The sequence below is a fragment of the Caballeronia sp. LZ065 genome (assembly GCF_031450975.1).
Classification (GTDB): domain Bacteria; phylum Pseudomonadota; class Gammaproteobacteria; order Burkholderiales; family Burkholderiaceae; genus Caballeronia.
The window spans coordinates 1,584,142-1,600,105 of the sequence record NZ_JARUXV010000001.1; the positions used below are offsets into that span (position 1 = coordinate 1,584,142).

Annotated in this window: 16 protein-coding genes; 13 read left to right on the forward strand and 3 right to left on the reverse strand. The window is 63.4% G+C overall.

All coding sequences use genetic code 11. From position 1 onward, the window contains the following. The first annotated feature begins 45 nt into the window (after positions 1-45). The 8 genes from bamA to QCE63_RS07290 all read left to right on the forward strand — a co-directional run bounded on the left by bamA (position 46) and on the right by QCE63_RS07290 (position 8,225). On the forward strand, positions 46-2,358 hold the full coding sequence (bamA, locus tag QCE63_RS07255) for an outer membrane protein assembly factor BamA (RefSeq protein ID WP_309831929.1): 2,313 nt from the start codon (positions 46-48) through the stop codon (positions 2,356-2,358). A 43-nt stretch (positions 2,359-2,401) separates the two neighbouring features. Then, positions 2,402-2,974 (forward strand): OmpH family outer membrane protein, encoded by a 573-nt coding sequence (locus QCE63_RS07260; RefSeq protein WP_404987297.1) that lies wholly within the window; start codon positions 2,402-2,404, stop codon positions 2,972-2,974. Between the two features lie 28 nt (positions 2,975-3,002). After that, positions 3,003-4,091 carry a UDP-3-O-(3-hydroxymyristoyl)glucosamine N-acyltransferase gene (gene lpxD / locus QCE63_RS07265; RefSeq protein ID WP_309833719.1) on the forward strand — a complete coding sequence of 363 codons (1,089 nt, stop codon included), beginning with the start codon at positions 3,003-3,005 and terminating at the stop codon, positions 4,089-4,091. Between the two features lie 153 nt (positions 4,092-4,244). Then, the gene (gene fabZ / locus QCE63_RS07270) at positions 4,245-4,703 is read left to right on the forward strand and encodes a 3-hydroxyacyl-ACP dehydratase FabZ (RefSeq protein WP_309831933.1); all 459 of its coding nucleotides are present in this window, start codon (positions 4,245-4,247) and stop codon (positions 4,701-4,703) included. 60 nt (positions 4,704-4,763) lie between these two features. Next, entirely contained in the window at positions 4,764-5,552 is a 789-nt protein-coding gene (gene lpxA / locus QCE63_RS07275) for an acyl-ACP--UDP-N-acetylglucosamine O-acyltransferase (protein WP_309831936.1), read from the forward strand. 11 nt (positions 5,553-5,563) lie between these two features. Then, positions 5,564-6,730 carry a lipid-A-disaccharide synthase gene (lpxB, locus tag QCE63_RS07280; RefSeq protein WP_309831937.1) on the forward strand — a complete coding sequence of 389 codons (1,167 nt, stop codon included), beginning with the start codon at positions 5,564-5,566 and terminating at the stop codon, positions 6,728-6,730. Further along, the gene (gene rnhB / locus QCE63_RS07285) at positions 6,730-7,431 is read left to right on the forward strand and encodes a ribonuclease HII (RefSeq protein WP_309831939.1); all 702 of its coding nucleotides are present in this window, start codon (positions 6,730-6,732) and stop codon (positions 7,429-7,431) included. Before lpxB ends, rnhB begins: the two co-directional genes overlap by 1 nt. Before the next feature lie 17 nt (positions 7,432-7,448). After that, a complete protein-coding gene (locus QCE63_RS07290; RefSeq protein ID WP_309831943.1) occupies positions 7,449-8,225 on the forward strand; it encodes an RNA methyltransferase in 777 nt (258 codons plus the stop codon). A gap of 15 nt (positions 8,226-8,240) precedes the next feature. On the opposite strand, the gene QCE63_RS07295 is transcribed toward QCE63_RS07290, so the two are convergent. Then, a complete protein-coding gene (locus tag QCE63_RS07295; protein ID WP_309831945.1) occupies positions 8,241-9,059 on the reverse strand; it encodes a pyruvate, water dikinase regulatory protein in 819 nt (272 codons plus the stop codon). 556 nt (positions 9,060-9,615) lie between these two features. Between QCE63_RS07295 and ppsA the strand changes: the two genes are divergently transcribed. The 3 genes from ppsA to QCE63_RS07310 all read left to right on the forward strand — a co-directional run bounded on the left by ppsA (position 9,616) and on the right by QCE63_RS07310 (position 13,526). Further along, a complete protein-coding gene (gene ppsA, locus QCE63_RS07300; protein WP_309831948.1) occupies positions 9,616-12,033 on the forward strand; it encodes a phosphoenolpyruvate synthase in 2,418 nt (805 codons plus the stop codon). A gap of 95 nt (positions 12,034-12,128) precedes the next feature. Continuing rightward, positions 12,129-12,557: an NfeD family protein gene (locus tag QCE63_RS07305; RefSeq protein ID WP_309831950.1), complete on the forward strand. Its 429-nt coding sequence runs from the start codon at positions 12,129-12,131 to the stop codon at positions 12,555-12,557. A 30-nt stretch (positions 12,558-12,587) separates the two neighbouring features. Then, on the forward strand, positions 12,588-13,526 hold the full coding sequence (locus QCE63_RS07310; protein WP_309831952.1) for an SPFH domain-containing protein: 939 nt from the start codon (positions 12,588-12,590) through the stop codon (positions 13,524-13,526). A 36-nt stretch (positions 13,527-13,562) separates the two neighbouring features. Here QCE63_RS07310 and smpB read toward each other — a convergent pair whose 3' ends face one another. Beyond that, positions 13,563-14,012 carry an SsrA-binding protein SmpB gene (gene smpB / locus QCE63_RS07315; protein ID WP_309831954.1) on the reverse strand — a complete coding sequence of 150 codons (450 nt, stop codon included), beginning with the start codon at positions 14,010-14,012 and terminating at the stop codon, positions 13,563-13,565. Positions 14,013-14,131: 119 nt separating this feature from the next. Here smpB and QCE63_RS07320 point away from each other — a divergent pair, with 119 nt between their 5' ends. Then, the gene (locus QCE63_RS07320; protein WP_309831957.1) at positions 14,132-14,569 is read left to right on the forward strand and encodes a type II toxin-antitoxin system RatA family toxin; all 438 of its coding nucleotides are present in this window, start codon (positions 14,132-14,134) and stop codon (positions 14,567-14,569) included. After that, complete coding sequence (locus QCE63_RS07325; RefSeq protein ID WP_309831959.1) at positions 14,566-14,892, forward strand: RnfH family protein; 327 nt, start codon at positions 14,566-14,568, stop codon at positions 14,890-14,892. Before QCE63_RS07320 ends, QCE63_RS07325 begins: the two co-directional genes overlap by 4 nt. A gap of 12 nt (positions 14,893-14,904) precedes the next feature. On the opposite strand, the gene QCE63_RS07330 is transcribed toward QCE63_RS07325, so the two are convergent. Then, on the reverse strand, positions 14,905-15,879 hold the full coding sequence (locus QCE63_RS07330; RefSeq protein WP_309831961.1) for a DMT family transporter: 975 nt from the start codon (positions 15,877-15,879) through the stop codon (positions 14,905-14,907). Positions 15,880-15,964: the final 85 nt, after the last annotated feature.

Sequence of the window (15,964 nt, forward strand, 5' to 3'; positions counted from 1 at the left end):
GGCGACCGCTGGAACGAATGCAGCTTTAAATACTGGGGAAGCACGTTGTTCAAACCTCATCGCTTTGTTCCTAAGACGGCTGTGGCCGCGGCGCTCGCCGCGACGGGTATGGCGGCACACGCCACCACGCCGTTCGTCGTGCAGGATATTCGGATCGACGGTCTTCAGCGCATCGAACCGGGCTCCGTGTTCGCATATCTGCCGATCAAGCAAGGCGACACTTTCACCGACGACAAAGCCTCCGAAGCGATCCGCGCGCTGTACGCAACGGGCTTCTTCAACGACGTGCAGATCGCCACCGAAGGGAACGTGGTGGTCGTGCAGGTACAGGAACGTCCGGCCATCTCGAGCATCGACTTCGCGGGCCTGCACGAGTTCGACAAGGAAAACCTGACGAAGGCGCTGCGCTCGGTGGGTCTGTCGCAGGGCCGCTCGTACGACAAGGCGCTGGTCGACAAGGCCGAGCAGGAACTGAAGCGGCAATACCTGACGCGCGGCTACTACGCGGCGGAAGTAACCACCACGGTGACGCCGGTGGACCGCAACCGCGTGTCCATCCTGTTCTCGGTGGCCGAAGGCCCGAGCGCGAAGATCCGCCAGATCAACTTCGTCGGCAACAAGGCGGTCAGTTCGAGCACGCTGCTGGGCGAAATGCAGCTTTCCACGCCGAACTGGTTCTCCTGGTACACGAAGAGCGACCTTTACGCGAAGGAAAAGCTCACGGGCGACCTCGAGAACGTGCGCTCGTACTACCTGAACCGCGGCTATCTCGAGTTCAGCATCGATTCCACGCAGGTGTCCATCTCGCCGGACAAGAAGGACATGTACCTGACGATCGCCGTGCATGAAGGCGAGCCGTACAAGATCAGCAGCATCAAGCTGTCGGGCAATCTGCTCGACCGCGAGGCCGAGCTCAAGAAGCTCGTCAAGATCAAGCCGGGCGACCGCTTCTCGGCCGAGAAACTGCAGGCCACCACGAAGTCGATCGTCGACAAGCTCGGCGAATACGGCTATGCGTTCGCGCAGGTCAACGCGCAGCCGGACATCGACCAGAAGGATCACACCGTCGCACTGACCCTGCAGGTCGACCCGAGCCGCCGCGTGTATGTGCGGCGCGTGAACATCGTCGGCAACACCCGCACGCGCGACGAAGTGGTCCGCCGCGAAATGCGCCAGCTGGAAAGCTCGTGGTTCGATTCGAGCCGCCTCGCGCTTTCGAAAGACCGTATCAACCGTCTCGGTTACTTCACGGACGTGGACGTGGCCACGGTGCCAGTCGAAGGCACGAACGACCAGGTGGACGTGGACGTCAAGGTGGCCGAAAAGCCGACTGGCGCCATCACGCTGGGCGCGGGCTTCTCATCGACCGACAAGGTGGTGCTCTCGGCGGGCGTCTCGCAGGACAACGTGTTCGGTTCGGGCACGAGCCTTTCGGTCAACATCAACACCGCGAAGACGTACCGCACGCTGACGGTCACGCAGGTCGATCCGTACTTCACCATCGACGGCATCAAGCGCATTACCGACGCGTACTACCGCACCTACCAGCCGCTGTACTATTCGACCGATTCGAGCTTCCGGATCGTGACGATGGGCGCGGACACGAAGTTCGGCATTCCGTTCTCGGAGCAGGACACGGTGTTCTTCGGCCTTGGCGCCGAGCAGAACACCATGGACCTGGACGCCGCCACGCCGAAGGCCTACACGAACTACGTGAACGAGTTCGGCCGCGTGGTGAACAACTATCCGCTGACGGTGGGCTGGTCGCGCGACAATCGCGACAGCGCGCTCGTGCCGAGCCGCGGCTACTACCTGCAATCGAACGCGGAATACGGCACGCCGATCGGCAACACCACGTACGCGAAGTTCGACGCGCAGTTCCAGTATTACTACTCGTTCGCGCGCGGCTTCGTGCTCGGCTTCAACTTGCAGGGCGGCTACGGCAAGGGGCTGGACGGCCAGACGTACCCGATCTTCAAGAACTACTACGCGGGTGGTATCGGTTCGGTGCGCGGTTACTCGCCGAGCTCGCTGGGTCCGCGTGACGCCACCACGAACGACCCGATCGGCGGCTCGCGCATGGCGGTCGGCAATATCGAGCTGACGTTCCCGCTGCCGGGTACGGGCTATGACCGTACGTTGCGCGTGTTCACCTTCCTTGACGCCGGTAATGTCTGGGGCGATCCGGGTCAGGGCGGCACGACCAGCGGCGCGAACGGCCTGCGCTACGGATACGGTGTGGGTCTCGCGTGGATTTCGCCGATCGGCCCGCTCAAGCTGAGCCTGGGTTTCCCGCTGCAGAAGCATGAAGGCGATCAGTACCAGAAGTTCCAGTTCCAGATCGGTACGGCTTTCTAAGCGGCACGCCGATGAACCCGAACTTCACTCAATTCGACGTAATGTGAGGAACACTTTGCGAACCGGTAAGCTTGCGAAACACAGGGCACTGGCGCTTGCGTTGTCGTTGGTTCTCGGCCTGGGCGCCGCCGCCGGCGCGAGCGCGCAGGAAGCGCGCATCGCGGCGGTCAACTCAGACCGCATCCTGCGCGAATCGGCGGCGGCCAAGGCCGCCCAGTCGAAGCTGGAGCAGGAATTCGCCAAGCGCGACAAGGCGCTGCAGGACATGGCGCAGCGCCTGAAGGCGATGTCGGACAACATCGACAAGAACGGCGCGTCGATGGCTCCGGCCGACCGCGCCGCCCGCCAGCGTGATCTCGCGCAGACCGACGCGGACTTTCAGCGCAAGCAGCGTGAGTTCCGCGAAGACCTGAACCAGCGCCGCAACGAAGAACTCGCGGCCGTGCTGGACCGGGCCAACAAGGTCATCAAGCAGATCGCGGAACAGCAGCACTATGACCTGATCGTGCAGGAGGCGGTGTATGTCAGCCCGCGCATCGACATCACGGATCAGGTGCTGAAGGCGCTCGCGGCGAATTCGAACGGCACGGGCGCGAGCGGCACGAGCCCGAACTGACGAGGACTGAGAGGAGATGGCATCAGGCATGGCGATCACGCTCGACGAACTGGTGAAGCGCTTCGGCGGTGAAGTCACCGGCAACGGGGCGCATCGCGTCGGGAGTCTCGCACCGCTCGACAAAGCGGATTCCACCCAGCTCGCGTTTCTCGCGAATCAGAAGTATCTGCCGCAGGTCGAGACGACTCAGGCAGGCGCAGTGCTCATTTCGCACGCCGATCTCGAGAAAGTGACGAATCGCGCGGGCAGTAATTTCATCGTCACGCCAAACCCCTACGCTTACTTCGCCCGCGTGGCCCAGGCCTTCATCGACCTGGCCACGCCGAAGGCCGTGCCCGGCGTGCATCCGAGCGCCTGGGTCGATCCCGCTGCGCAGGTCGCGGCCAGCGCCGTGATCGGACCGCATGTGACGGTCGAAGCGGGCGCGGTGATCGGCGAGCGCGTGAAGCTCGATGCCGGCGTGACCGTAGGCCAGCGCGTCACGCTCGGCGACGACGTGCATCTGTATCCCCACGTCACCGTCTATCACGGCTGTACGCTCGGCGCGCGCGTGATCGTGCATGCGGGCGCGGTAATCGGCGCGGACGGTTTCGGCTTCGCGCCGGACTTTACCGGCGAGGGCGAGGCCCGCACCGGCAACTGGGTGAAGATTCCGCAGGTCGGCGCGGTGAAGATCGCCGCTGACGTCGAGATCGGTGCGAACACCACGATCGATCGCGGCGCGATGGCGGATACCGTCATCGAGGAATGCGTGAAGATCGACAATCTCGTGCAGATCGGCCATAACTGCCGTATCGGTGCGTACACGGTGATTGCCGGGTGCGCGGGCATCGCGGGCAGCACCAGCATCGGCCGGCACTGCATGATCGGCGGCGCCGTAGGCATCGCGGGACACGTGACGCTGGCGGACTACGTGATCGTCACGGCGCAGTCGGGCGTCTCGAAGTCGCTGCTCAAGCCCGGCATGTACACGAGCGCTTTCCCGGCCGTGCCGCACGCGGACTGGAACAAGAGCGCAGCGATCATGCGCAACCTCGACAAGATGCGCGAGCGCATCAAGGCGCTGGAAAGCGCGCTTGCCGGCGCAGGCAAGCGCGACGACGAGCGCGGCAGCTAAGGCATACGGCGGCACCGAGCCGCGGCAGAAGCGAAAACGGGCCGGTCCGAACCGCCGGACTGGACCCGGCAAGAGACACAGCAATCCGGGCGGGCGTCGCAGACGGCCCGCCATCCCATTTCCACGCGGGACCCGCGCGTGAGCAGAACGACCATGAGCACAGAAAAAATCAATCTCGACATCCACAAGATCCTCACGCTGCTGCCGCATCGCTACCCGATCCTGCTCGTGGACCGCGTGCTCGAACTCGAGCCGCACAAGAGCATCAAAGCGTTGAAGAACGTGACGATCAACGAGCCGTATTTCCAGGGCCACTTCCCGACGCGTCCGGTCATGCCGGGCGTGCTGATTCTCGAAGCGCTCGCGCAGACGGCGGCGCTCCTGACCTTCGCGGAAGAGCCGCACGATCCGACCAATACGCTGTACTACTTCGTCGGCATCGATGGCGCGCGTTTCAAGCGTGTAGTGGAACCGGGCGACCAGCTGATCCTCAACGTGACTTTCGAGCGCTACATGCGCGGCATCTGGAAGTTCAAGGCGCGCGCCGAAGTGGAGGGCGTGACCGCCGCCGAAGCCGAACTCATGTGTACCGTGAAGACCACGGACGCCTGAGCGCACGGGCGTCATCCGCGTCAGAGAAACGAGCAGCACGAACAGATAGGCGAACAGCGCATGAGCAAGATTCACCCTTCCGCGATCATCGAGCCGGGCGCTCAGCTCGACGAGTCCGTCGAGATCGGACCGTACGCGATCGTCGGCGCGCACGTCGTGATCGGCGCCGGCACGACGGTCGGCTCGCACAGCGTGATCGAAGGCCATACGACCATTGGCCGGGACAATCGCATCGGCCATTACGCGTCGATCGGCGGCCGTCCGCAGGACATGAAGTACAAGGACGAGCCGACCCGTCTCGAAATCGGCGACCGCAACACCATCCGCGAATTCACGACACTGCATACCGGCACGGTGCAGGACCAGGGCCTGACCTCCATCGGCAGCGACTGCTGGATCATGGCCTACGTGCACGTCGGCCATGACTGCCGGCTCGGCGACAACGTCATCATGTCGAGCAACGCGCAACTGGCGGGTCATGTGATCGTCGGCGATCACGCGATCATCGGCGGCATGTCGGGCGTGCACCAGTTCGTGCGCATCGGCGCGCATTCGATGCTGGGCGGCGCGTCGGCGCTCGTGCAGGACGTACCGCCGTTCGTGATCGCGGCAGGTAACAAGGCAGAGCCGCACGGTATCAACGTCGAAGGGCTGCGCCGCCGCGGCTTCACGCCGGACGCCATCTCGGCATTGCGTTCGGCCTATCGCATCGTCTACAAGAGCGGCCTGTCGCTCGAGGAAGCCAAGTCGCAGCTTCAGGATCTCGGCGCCGCGGGCGGCGAGGGCGACGAGGTGGTCAAGGCATTCGCCGGCTTCATCGCGGCCTCGCAGCGCGGCATCATCCGCTAGATCGCCGCCCGATGACCCCGTTCAACCTTCCGCCACGCGTCGCGATGGTCGCCGGCGAGCCGTCCGGCGACCTGCTGGCGGCCTCGCTGCTCAAGGGCCTGAAAGGCGCGCTGCCTGAAGGCACGCGCTATAGCGGCATCGGCGGCCCGCGCATGACGGCCGAAGGCTTCGAAGCGCACTGGCCGATGGACAAGCTGACCGTGCGCGGCTACGTCGAAGCGCTGAAGCACATTCCCGAGATTCTGGGCATCCGCAACGAGATCCGCCGGCAGCTGCTGGCGGAGCCGCCGTCGGTCTTCATCGGCGTGGACGCGCCTGATTTCAACTTCGGGCTGGAGCAGCCGCTGCGCGAAGCCGGCATCCCGACCATTCACTTCGTTTGCCCGTCCATCTGGGCGTGGCGCGGCGGACGCATCAAGAAGATCGTCAAGGCCGTCGATCACATGCTGTGCGTGTTTCCCTTCGAGACCGCACTGATGGAAAAGGCGGGCGTGGCGGCGAGTTACGTCGGCCATCCGCTCGCCGACGAGATCCCGCTCGAACCCGATACGCCGGGCGCGCGCCGTCAACTCGGCATCGCGGCGGGCGGCCCGGTGATCGCCGTGCTGCCGGGCAGCCGGCGGTCGGAGATCGCGCTGATCGGCCCGACCTTCTTCGACGCGATGGAGCTGATGCAACAGCGCGAGCCGGGCGTGCGTTTTCTGATGCCCGCCGCGAATCCGGCGTTGCGTGAATTGCTGCGGCCGCTCGTGGACGCGCATCCGAACCTGTCGCTGACGATCACCGACGGCAACGCCCAGCGCGCGATGACCGCCGCCGATGCGATTCTCGTGAAGAGTGGCACGGTGACACTGGAAGCCGCGCTGCTGAAGAAGCCGATGGTCATCTCGTACAAGGTGCCCTGGCTCACGGGCCAGATCATGAAGCGGCAGGGCTATCTGCCGTACGTGGGCCTGCCGAATATTCTCGCCGGGCGTTTTGTCGTGCCGGAGTTGTTGCAGCATTTCGCGACGCCGGAGGCGCTCGCGGACGCGACGCTGAAACAGTTGAACGACGACGCGAACCGCCGTACGCTGACGGACATCTTCACCGAGATGCATATCGCGCTGCGCCAGAATACGTCGCAGAAGGCGGCGGAGGCCGTGGCGCGGGTGCTCGATACGCGGAGACCCCGGTAATGGCGTCAAGGCAACTCACCCAGCCCGGCCTCGACTTCAGTTCCCCGCTCGACATCATCTGCGGCGTGGACGAAGCGGGGCGTGGTCCGCTGGCCGGACCGGTGGTCGCGGCAGCGGTGATCTTCGATCCCGCGAAACCGCGCATCAACGGGCTCGACGACTCGAAGGCGCTGAGCGCCAAGCGCCGCGAAGAGTTGTACGAGAAGATCGTCGACCGGGCGCTGGCGTATTGCATTGCGTCGGCGAGCGTCGAGGAAATCGACACCATCAACATCCTGCATGCGTCGATGCTCGCGATGAAACGCGCGGTGGAAGGTTTGTCCATTGCGCCTACGCTGGTGAAGGTGGACGGCAACCGTTGCCCGACGCTCTCGATCCGCGCGGAAGCGGTCATCGGCGGCGACGCGCTCATCAAGCAGATTTCAGCGGCGTCCATTCTCGCGAAGGTCACGCGCGACCGAATGCTGGTCGAACTGCACGACGTCCATCCGATGTACGGCTTCAATGTGCATTCGGGTTACGGCACGCCGCAGCATCTGAGAGCGCTGCGCGAACACGGACCCTGCGTGCATCACCGGCGCTCATTCGCACCGGTGCGCGAGGCGCATGCACGCTTCGGCTCGGTGCTGCCCGAAATCGCGCCGGAAGTGCTCGAAGTCACCGCAACGGCGCGAGACGATTCGGACACGCTGGCCTTCTGAGCGGTATTCGATATCACGTGAAATCCATCACCTCGCGGGACAATCCGCTCTACAAGCGCATCAAGGCGCTCGCCGGCTCGACGGCGCAGCAGCGCCGCAGCGGCCACGCGCTGCTCGAAGGCCTGCATCTCGCGTCCGCGTATCTCGATGCCGCCGGGCAACCGGAAACCTGCATCGTGACCGAGGGCGCGCTCACGCACGAGGAAGCGCGCACGATCGTCGCGCGCATCGAGGAAAAGCGGGTGATGGTGCTGCCCGATGCGCTCTTTGGTCAGTTGTCGAGCGTCGTGCATGGCGTGGGCATGCTGCTGCTGGTCGAGAAGCTCGAAGCCGATCTGCCCGCGCGGGTCGCCGAAACCTGCGTGATCCTCGATGGCGTGCAGGACGCCGGCAATGTCGGCTCGATCCTGCGCAGCGCGGCGGCGGCCGGCATCACGCGCGTGTTCTGCGCACCGGGGACAGCGTATGCATGGTCGTCGAAGGTGCTGCGCTCGGGCATGGGCGCGCATTTTCTGCTGGACATCTTCGAGGACGTCGAAGCGGCCGGGCTGATCGCGCGGCTCGACGCGCCCGTCACGATCACCGACTCGCACGGCGCCGTCGCGCTGTACGACTGCGACCTGTCCGGCGCGCTGGCATGGGTGTTCGGCAATGAAGGGGCAGGTGTCTCGCAGGTCTGGCGCGATGCCGTTACGCACCGCGTGACGATTCCTCAGCCGGGCGGCATGGAGTCGTTGAATGTGGCGGCTGCGGCGGCGATCTGTCTGTTCGAGCAGTGCCGCCAGCAGCGCTGAGCCGGCTTCAGCGGATCAGTAATACGAAGGCCGTTCTGGCTTCACTTCCTGCAGAATCGTCGTGGCGATTTCCTCGATCGACTTGTGCGTCGACGACAGCCACTTGACGCCCTCGCGCTTCATCATCATCTCCGCCTCGTTGATCTCGTAGCGGCAGTTCTCCAGCGCGGCGTACTTGCTGCCCGGACGCCGTTCGTTGCGTATCTCGGAGAGCCGCTGCGGATCGATCGACAGGCCGAACATCTTCTCGCGATGTTCGAGCAGCGGCGTCGGCAGCTTGCCGCGCTCGAAATCTTCCGGAATCAGCGGATAGTTTGCTGCCTTCACACCGTATTGCATCGCCAGGTAGAGGCTGGTCGGCGTCTTGCCGCTGCGCGACACGCCAACGAGAATCACGTCGGCATCGGCGAGATTGCGGTTGGACTGGCCGTCGTCGTGGGCAAGCGAGAAGTTGATCGCCTCGATGCGGTTTTTGTATTCCTCGGTATCGGCGTTCTGGTGCACGCGTCCCATGGCGTGCGTGGACTTGATTTCCAGTTCCTGTTCGAGCGGCTCGATGAAGGTCTGGAACATGTCGAGCACCAGCGCCTTGCAGCCTTTGACGACTTCGTTCGACGCACTGTCCACCAGCGTGGTGAAGACAATGGGCCGGCGGCCGTCCAGCGCGATGGTCTCGTTGATCTTCTCGACAGTCGCGTAGGCCTTGTCGATCGAGTCGACGAAGGGCACGCGCACGAGCCGGAATTTCTGGTCGAACTGGGCGAGGATCGAATGCGCGAAGGTTTCGGCAGTGATCCCGGTACCGTCGGAAACGATGAATACGGAAGGCGGCATCGGCGGAAAGAGGAAGCTAAGAAGAAACGGGTGGAAGCGGTGGCAAGCGTGTCTGAGGCGCCATTCAACGGGGGCGCGAAAGCACGGACGCCGGAAAAACCTGTGTTATGGTAACTGACCGCCGGCGAAGAGAAAAACGAGTGCAGACCGGGCGCCTGGGTGTGGGATGCCCCACGAACAGGCCCGAAACACCTCGATTTTGCCGTTGAACCCCCGCCTGATCGAAACAATTTTGAAATACGGCAAGGTAGAATAGCGGCAACCTGTTCGATAAGCAATTGCGGACAAACTGAAGCGGATTTTCGTCAAATCGCGGTCGTTTCGTGGCTTTTGTAGCGTGTTGCAGGTAAATCCACGGTCTCGAGAAAGGTTCCGACGTTTCGCTTCTTTTTGACCACGCCCCGGCATCACCCGGTATTCCCCGGTATCAAGCGGCGTGACTCCCCCGAAGGCTTATCAAACAGGTTGTACGAGAGGCAGCGGACGCTTCCAATGAGCGCCGCGGCCTGTGAGCCCACTCGTGCGATCGAGAATTCCATCCACCTTAGGGGCTTGTATGACTAACGCAGTCAATGTCGCGAAAGATGTCGCAAAGGATCAGGCGTATGTAGTTCCATTCGAGCAGTTGCGAATGACCGATGTGGAAATCGTCGGTGGCAAGAATGCGTCGCTCGGCGAGATGATCAGCCAGCTTTCCGAAGCCGGCGTTCGCGTGCCCACGGGCTTCGCCACCACGGCCCTCGCATTCCGCGACTTCCTCCAGCACAACAACCTGACGGACCGCATCGCGAAGCGTCTCGAAACCTTCGACGTCGACGACGTCAAGACGCTTGCCGAAGCCGGCAAGGAGATCCGTCAATGGATCGTCGACGCGCCGCTGCAATCGCGTCTCGAAGAAGAAATCCGCCGTGGCTTCGAGGTCCTGCAAAGCAGCTCGCCCGAAGAACTGTCGTTTGCCGTGCGTTCGTCCGCGACCGCGGAAGACTTGCCCGACGCATCCTTCGCCGGCCAGCAGGAAAGCTATCTGAACGTGGTCGGCGTCGAGGACGTGCTCGATCGCATGAAGCACGTGTTCGCCTCGCTGTACAACGACCGCGCCATCTCGTACCGCGTCCACAAGGGCTTCACGCATGCTGAAGTCGCGCTGTCGGCGGGCGTGCAGCGCATGGTGCGCTCGGACGTCGGCGCGGCGGGCGTGATGTTCACCATCGACACCGAATCGGGCTTCAAGGAAACCGTCTTCATCACGTCGAGCTACGGCCTGGGCGAAACCGTCGTGCAGGGCGCGGTGAATCCGGACGAATTCCACGTCTTCAAGACTACGCTCGAACAGAACAAGTATCCGATCATCCGCCGCTCCATCGGCTCCAAGCTCATCAAGATGGAATTCACGAAGCCGGGCGAGCCGGGCCGCGTGAAGACCGTCGACGTGCCGCACGAGCAGCGCAACCGCTTTTCGATCACCGACGAAGACGTGATCGAACTCGCGAAGTACGCGGTCATCATCGAGAAGCACTATCAGCGTCCGATGGACATCGAGTGGGGCAAGGACGGCCGCGACGGCAAGCTGTTCATCCTCCAGGCGCGTCCCGAAACGGTGAAGAGCCAGGCGTCCGGCAAGGCCGAGATGCGCTTCAAGCTGAAGGGCCAGTCGAACGTGCTGACCACCGGCCGCGCGATCGGCCAGAAGATCGGCGCGGGTCCGGTGCGCGTCATTCACGATCCGTCGGAAATGGAACGTGTGCAACCGGGCGACGTGCTGGTCGCCGACATGACCGACCCGAACTGGGAACCGGTGATGAAGCGCGCATCGGCCATCGTGACGAATCGCGGCGGGCGTACCTGCCACGCGGCCATCATCGCGCGTGAGCTGGGCGTGCCGGCAGTGGTTGGCTGTGGCGACGCAACGGACATTCTGAAGGACGGCGCGCTCGTCACCGTGTCGTGCGCGGAAGGCGACGAAGGCCGGGTCTATGACGGCCTGCTCGAAACCGAAGTGACCGAAGTTCAGCGCGGCGAACTGCCGGACATTCCAGTCAAGATCATGATGAACGTCGGCAATCCGCAACTCGCGTTCGATTTCGCGCAGCTGCCGAATGCGGGCGTGGGTCTGGCGCGTCTTGAATTCATCATCAACAACAACATCGGCGTCCATCCGAAGGCGATCCTGGAGTACCCGAACGTCGACGCGGACCTGAAGAAAGCCGTGGAGAGCGTCGCGCGCGGTCATGCGTCGCCGCGTGCGTTCTATGTCGACAAGCTCACGGAAGGCATCGCCACGATCGCGGCGGCGTTCTATCCGAAGCCCGTGATCGTGCGCCTGTCCGACTTCAAGTCGAACGAGTACAAGAAGCTGATCGGCGGCTCGCGTTATGAGCCGGACGAAGAGAACCCGATGCTCGGTTTCCGTGGCGCGTCACGTTACATCGCGGAAGACTTCGCCGAGGCGTTTCACATGGAATGCATCGCGCTGAAGAAAGTGCGCGAGGAGATGGGTCTCGACAACGTCCAGATCATGGTGCCGTTCGTGCGTACGCTGAAGCAGGCGGACCGCGTGATCGAGCTGCTGGCGAAGTTTGGCTTGAAGAGCGGTACGAACGGCCTCAAGCTCGTGATGATGTGCGAGGTGCCGTCCAACGCCATCCTCGCCGAGCAGTTCCTGGAGCGCTTCGACGGCTTCTCGATCGGCTCGAACGACCTGACGCAGCTGACGCTGGGCCTCGACCGCGACTCCGGCATGGAACTGCTCGCCGCGGACTTCGACGAACGCGACGAAGCCGTTCAGTTCATGCTCAAGCGCGCGATCGAAACGTGCCTGCGGCTGAACAAGTATGTCGGGATTTGCGGACAAGGCCCGTCGGATCATCCGGACCTCGCCGTGTGGCTGGCGGAACTGGGCATCGAATCGATGTCGCTGAACCCGGACACGATCATCGACACTTGGCAGCAACTGGCGAAGGCCTTGTCGAAATAAGCAAAATCCGCCTTTCCCGATGCTTTCGGAAAGGCGCGAGCGTGCTATAAAAACACCCCGGACATCCTCCGGGGTGTTTGCATTTGGAGGCGGGCATGGCTGCGAGCGGACTGTTCTGGTGGGTGTCGGCGGGTGTGCTGATCGTGTTCGAGCTGTTCACCGGCACGTTTTATCTGCTGATGGTGGCGCTCGGCTTTCTTGCGGGCGGGGTGGCGCAGGTGCTGGGTGCGATGCCGCATGTGCAGTTCGTCGTGGCGGCGCTGTTCGGTTTGATTGCGGTGGTGGCGCTGCGGCGTTCGCGTTTCGGCAACTGGAAGCGCCGCGACGCGTCGCGCGATGCGAACGTGAACCTCGATATCGGCGCCACTGTGGAAGTGGACGAATGGCGCGACGGCCGCGCGCGCACGATGTATCGCGGCGCGCAGTGGGATGTCGAACTCGCGCCGGGCGAAACCGAAGGCGCGCGCTGGTACCGCATCACGGCGCTCGACGGCAACCGGCTCGTGGTCGTCGCGCGGCGCTGAAATCAACATCATCAACCAGGAGTAGCAAAGATGGACGTCACCATCGTCGGGGCCATTCTGCTCGTGATCGTCATCGCGATCGCGGCGCAAACCATCAAGATCGTGCCGCAGCAGCATGCGTGGGTGCTCGAGCGGCTCGGCCGCTATCATTCGACGCTCACGCCGGGGTTGACCATCGTGCTGCCGTTCATCGACCGGGTGGCCTACAAGCACGTGCTCAAGGAAATTCCGCTGGAAGTGCCGAGCCAGGTCTGCATCACGCGCGACAACACGCAGTTGCAGGTGGACGGCGTGCTGTACTTCCAGGTGACGGACGCCATGAAGGCTTCGTACGGATCGAGCAACTTCGTGTTCGCCATCACGCAGCTCTCGCAGACCACCTTGCGTTCGGTGATCGGCAAGCTGGAACTGGACAAGACCTTCGAGGAGCGCGACTTCATCAATCACAGCATCGTCAATGCGCTGGATGAAGCGGCATCGAACTGGGGTGTGAAAGTGCTGCGCTACGAGATCAAGGATCTGACGCCGCCGAAGGAAATTCTGCACGCGATGCAGGCGCAGATCACCGCCGAGCGTGAGAAGCGCGCGCTGATCGCGGCCTCCGAAGGCCGCAAGCAGGAGCAGATCAACCTGGCCGCGGGCGGGCGCGAAGCAGCGATCCAGAAGTCCGAGGGCGAACGGCAGGCGGCGATCAACCAGGCGCAGGGCGAGGCGTCGGCGATTCTTGCCGTCGCCGAGGCGAATGCGCAGGCCATCGAGAAGATCGGCACCGCGATTCAGACCGTGGGCGGCATGGAAGCGGTGAATCTCAAAATCGCCGAGCAATACGTCGGCGCGTTCGGCAATATCGCGAAGACGGGCAATACGCTGATCGTGCCGGGGAATCTGTCGGACATGAGTTCGTTGATTGCGTCCGCGTTGACGATCGTGAAGGGCGAGGGTGGCGGCAGCGTGATCCGCAAGGGCTGAAAAAAAACAGGGCGCTGCAGGAGCGCCCTGTCTGCCTTATTTCGTGGCTGAGCGCATCAGCCGCGCGCGTTCGCGATCCCAGTCGCGCTTCTTCTCGGTCTCACGCTTGTCGTGCAGCTTCTTGCCCTTGGCAAGGCCAATCTCGCATTTCACGCGGCCTTCCTTGTAGTGGAAGTTGAGCGGCACGAGCGTGTGGCCGCGCTGCTCGACCTTGCCGATGAGCTTGTCGATCTGGTCGCGATGCAGCAGCAGCTTGCGCGTGCGCACCGGATCCAGGTTCTCGAACTTCGATGCCTCGGGCAGCGGACTGATATGCGTGCCGATGAGAAAGAGCTCGCCCGCCTTGATGACGACGTAGCCTTCCTTGATCTGCCCGCGGCCCGCGCGCAGCGCCTTGACTTCCCAGCCTTCGAGCACGAGACCGGCCTCGTAGCGTTCCTCGATGAAGTAATCGAAGAAGGCTTTTCTGTTGTCGATGATGCTCATGAATGGAAAGTGCTCAACTCGTTTAAAATCACGATTTTAGCAGCGCGCCGGCACGCGAATGTTCTGATGCCGTGTTCTCTTGCGCGTTGCCGCCCAATTCAGCCTTCGCTGCGCCCTATATGGCAGATGTCCAGAAAACCGTGTTGATCCGCCATTCGGCGGAGGAAATGTTCGACCTCGTCACCGATGTCGCCGACTATCCCAACTTCCTGCCCTGGTGCGGCGGCGTCGAGATAGGCCGCCATGACGAGAACGGCATGGAAGCGAAGATCGACATCAGCTTCAAGGGCATCAAGCAGCATTTCGCCACGCGCAACACCCAGAAACGTCCGACCAGTATCGATATGGAGTTCCTGAGCGGCCCTTTCAAGAAGTTCACCGGTTACTGGCGCTTCACGCCGCTGCGGGCGGATGCGTGCAAGATCGAGTTCGCACTTCACTACGAGTTTTCCAATGTGATTCTGGAAAAACTCATCGGACCGGTGTTCAGTCATATCGCCAATACCTTCGTCGATTCCTTCGTGAAGCGCGCCGACCAGCGCTACGGCAAGCCATGATGCAGATCGACGTGTGCTACGGTCTGCCCGACGGCGCCAGCTTCCTCGCGCAGGTCACGCTGCAGGACGGCGCGACGGTGCGCGACGCCATCGAGGCGAGCGGCGTGCTGCGCGTGCATCAGGACATCGACCTGACGCGGCAGAAGGTCGGCGTGTTCGGCAAGCTCAGTACGCTCGATACGGCGCTCGTCGCATTCGACCGCGTGGAAATCTATCGGCCGCTGACAGTGGATCCGAAGACAGCCCGGCTGCGCCGCGTCGAAAAAACGCGCCGCGCGGGATCGATTGAAGGGCGCAAGTGGCAGTCGAAGGACGCGCGCTAGCGTCGTCTTGTGTCAATGCGCGGGGGCTTCTCGCGCAGAGACCGCCGGCAGCACGGTATGCTGTCTCACAGACCAGCTGACGCCCGCGAGCAGCAGCACCACCGCGAGCACTTCGGGCGTGCGCGGCCAGCGCCCATCGTAGATAAAGGCGTAGAGCAGCGCGAAGAGCGTCTCAAACGCGATCATCTGACCGGACAGCGTGAGCGGCAGGCGCTTCGCCGCCGCATTCCACAGCATGTTGCCGAGCCACGAACCACCGGTCGCGAGCGCAATGCTCACGATCCAGAAGAGATGCCAGCGTTCGGGCGCAACGGCGGCCTGGACGGTGCCCGCAGGCAGCATCCAGGCGATCGCGCCGAGCACCGCACCGAGCAATCCCGTCACGATGCCCCACAGCACCGACCACTCGTTGCCGTCGAAGTGATCGTTTGCCTGCAGATAGCGGGCGTTGACGACCGCGTACCAGGTCCAGGCAGCGAGCGCGCCGACGGCGCAGGCGAGACCCGCGAGGCGCGTGCCGATGCTCGTCTGTGACACGGTGGCGGACACGCCGAGCAGATCGCGGAACACATCGAGGTTGATGCACGCGATGCCCGCCAGCACGAGCAGCAGGGGACCAGCGAGCCGTTTCACATCGATGGCGCCGTGATCGCGGCTGCCGGCGAGCGTCACGGTGACCGGCAGGATACCGACGATCAGCGACGCCGGCGCCACGCCGACAAGCTGCACGGCGCTGGCCAGCAGCATGTAGTAGAGCAGGTTGCCGACCAGCGCGAGCCGGGCGAGGGCGACGAAGTCGGCGCGCGTGAGCTTCTTGAGCGGTCCGCGCGCGATGGGCAGCGCGGCCGCGAGCGACACCGCGCCATACATCAGATAGCGGCCGATGCTGAGCGTGAGGGGCGAAAAGTCGGGCAGAACGCGCGGCGCCAGGAAGATGAAACCCCAGATCGCACCCGCCGACATTCCGTACATCACACCGCGCTGCATGGCCCGACTCCCGTCTGCATCTTTGAAGAAGGCGCGAAGCGTAGCACGCGCGCCTCCGGTGCGGTCCACGAAGGCGGTCCGGCAC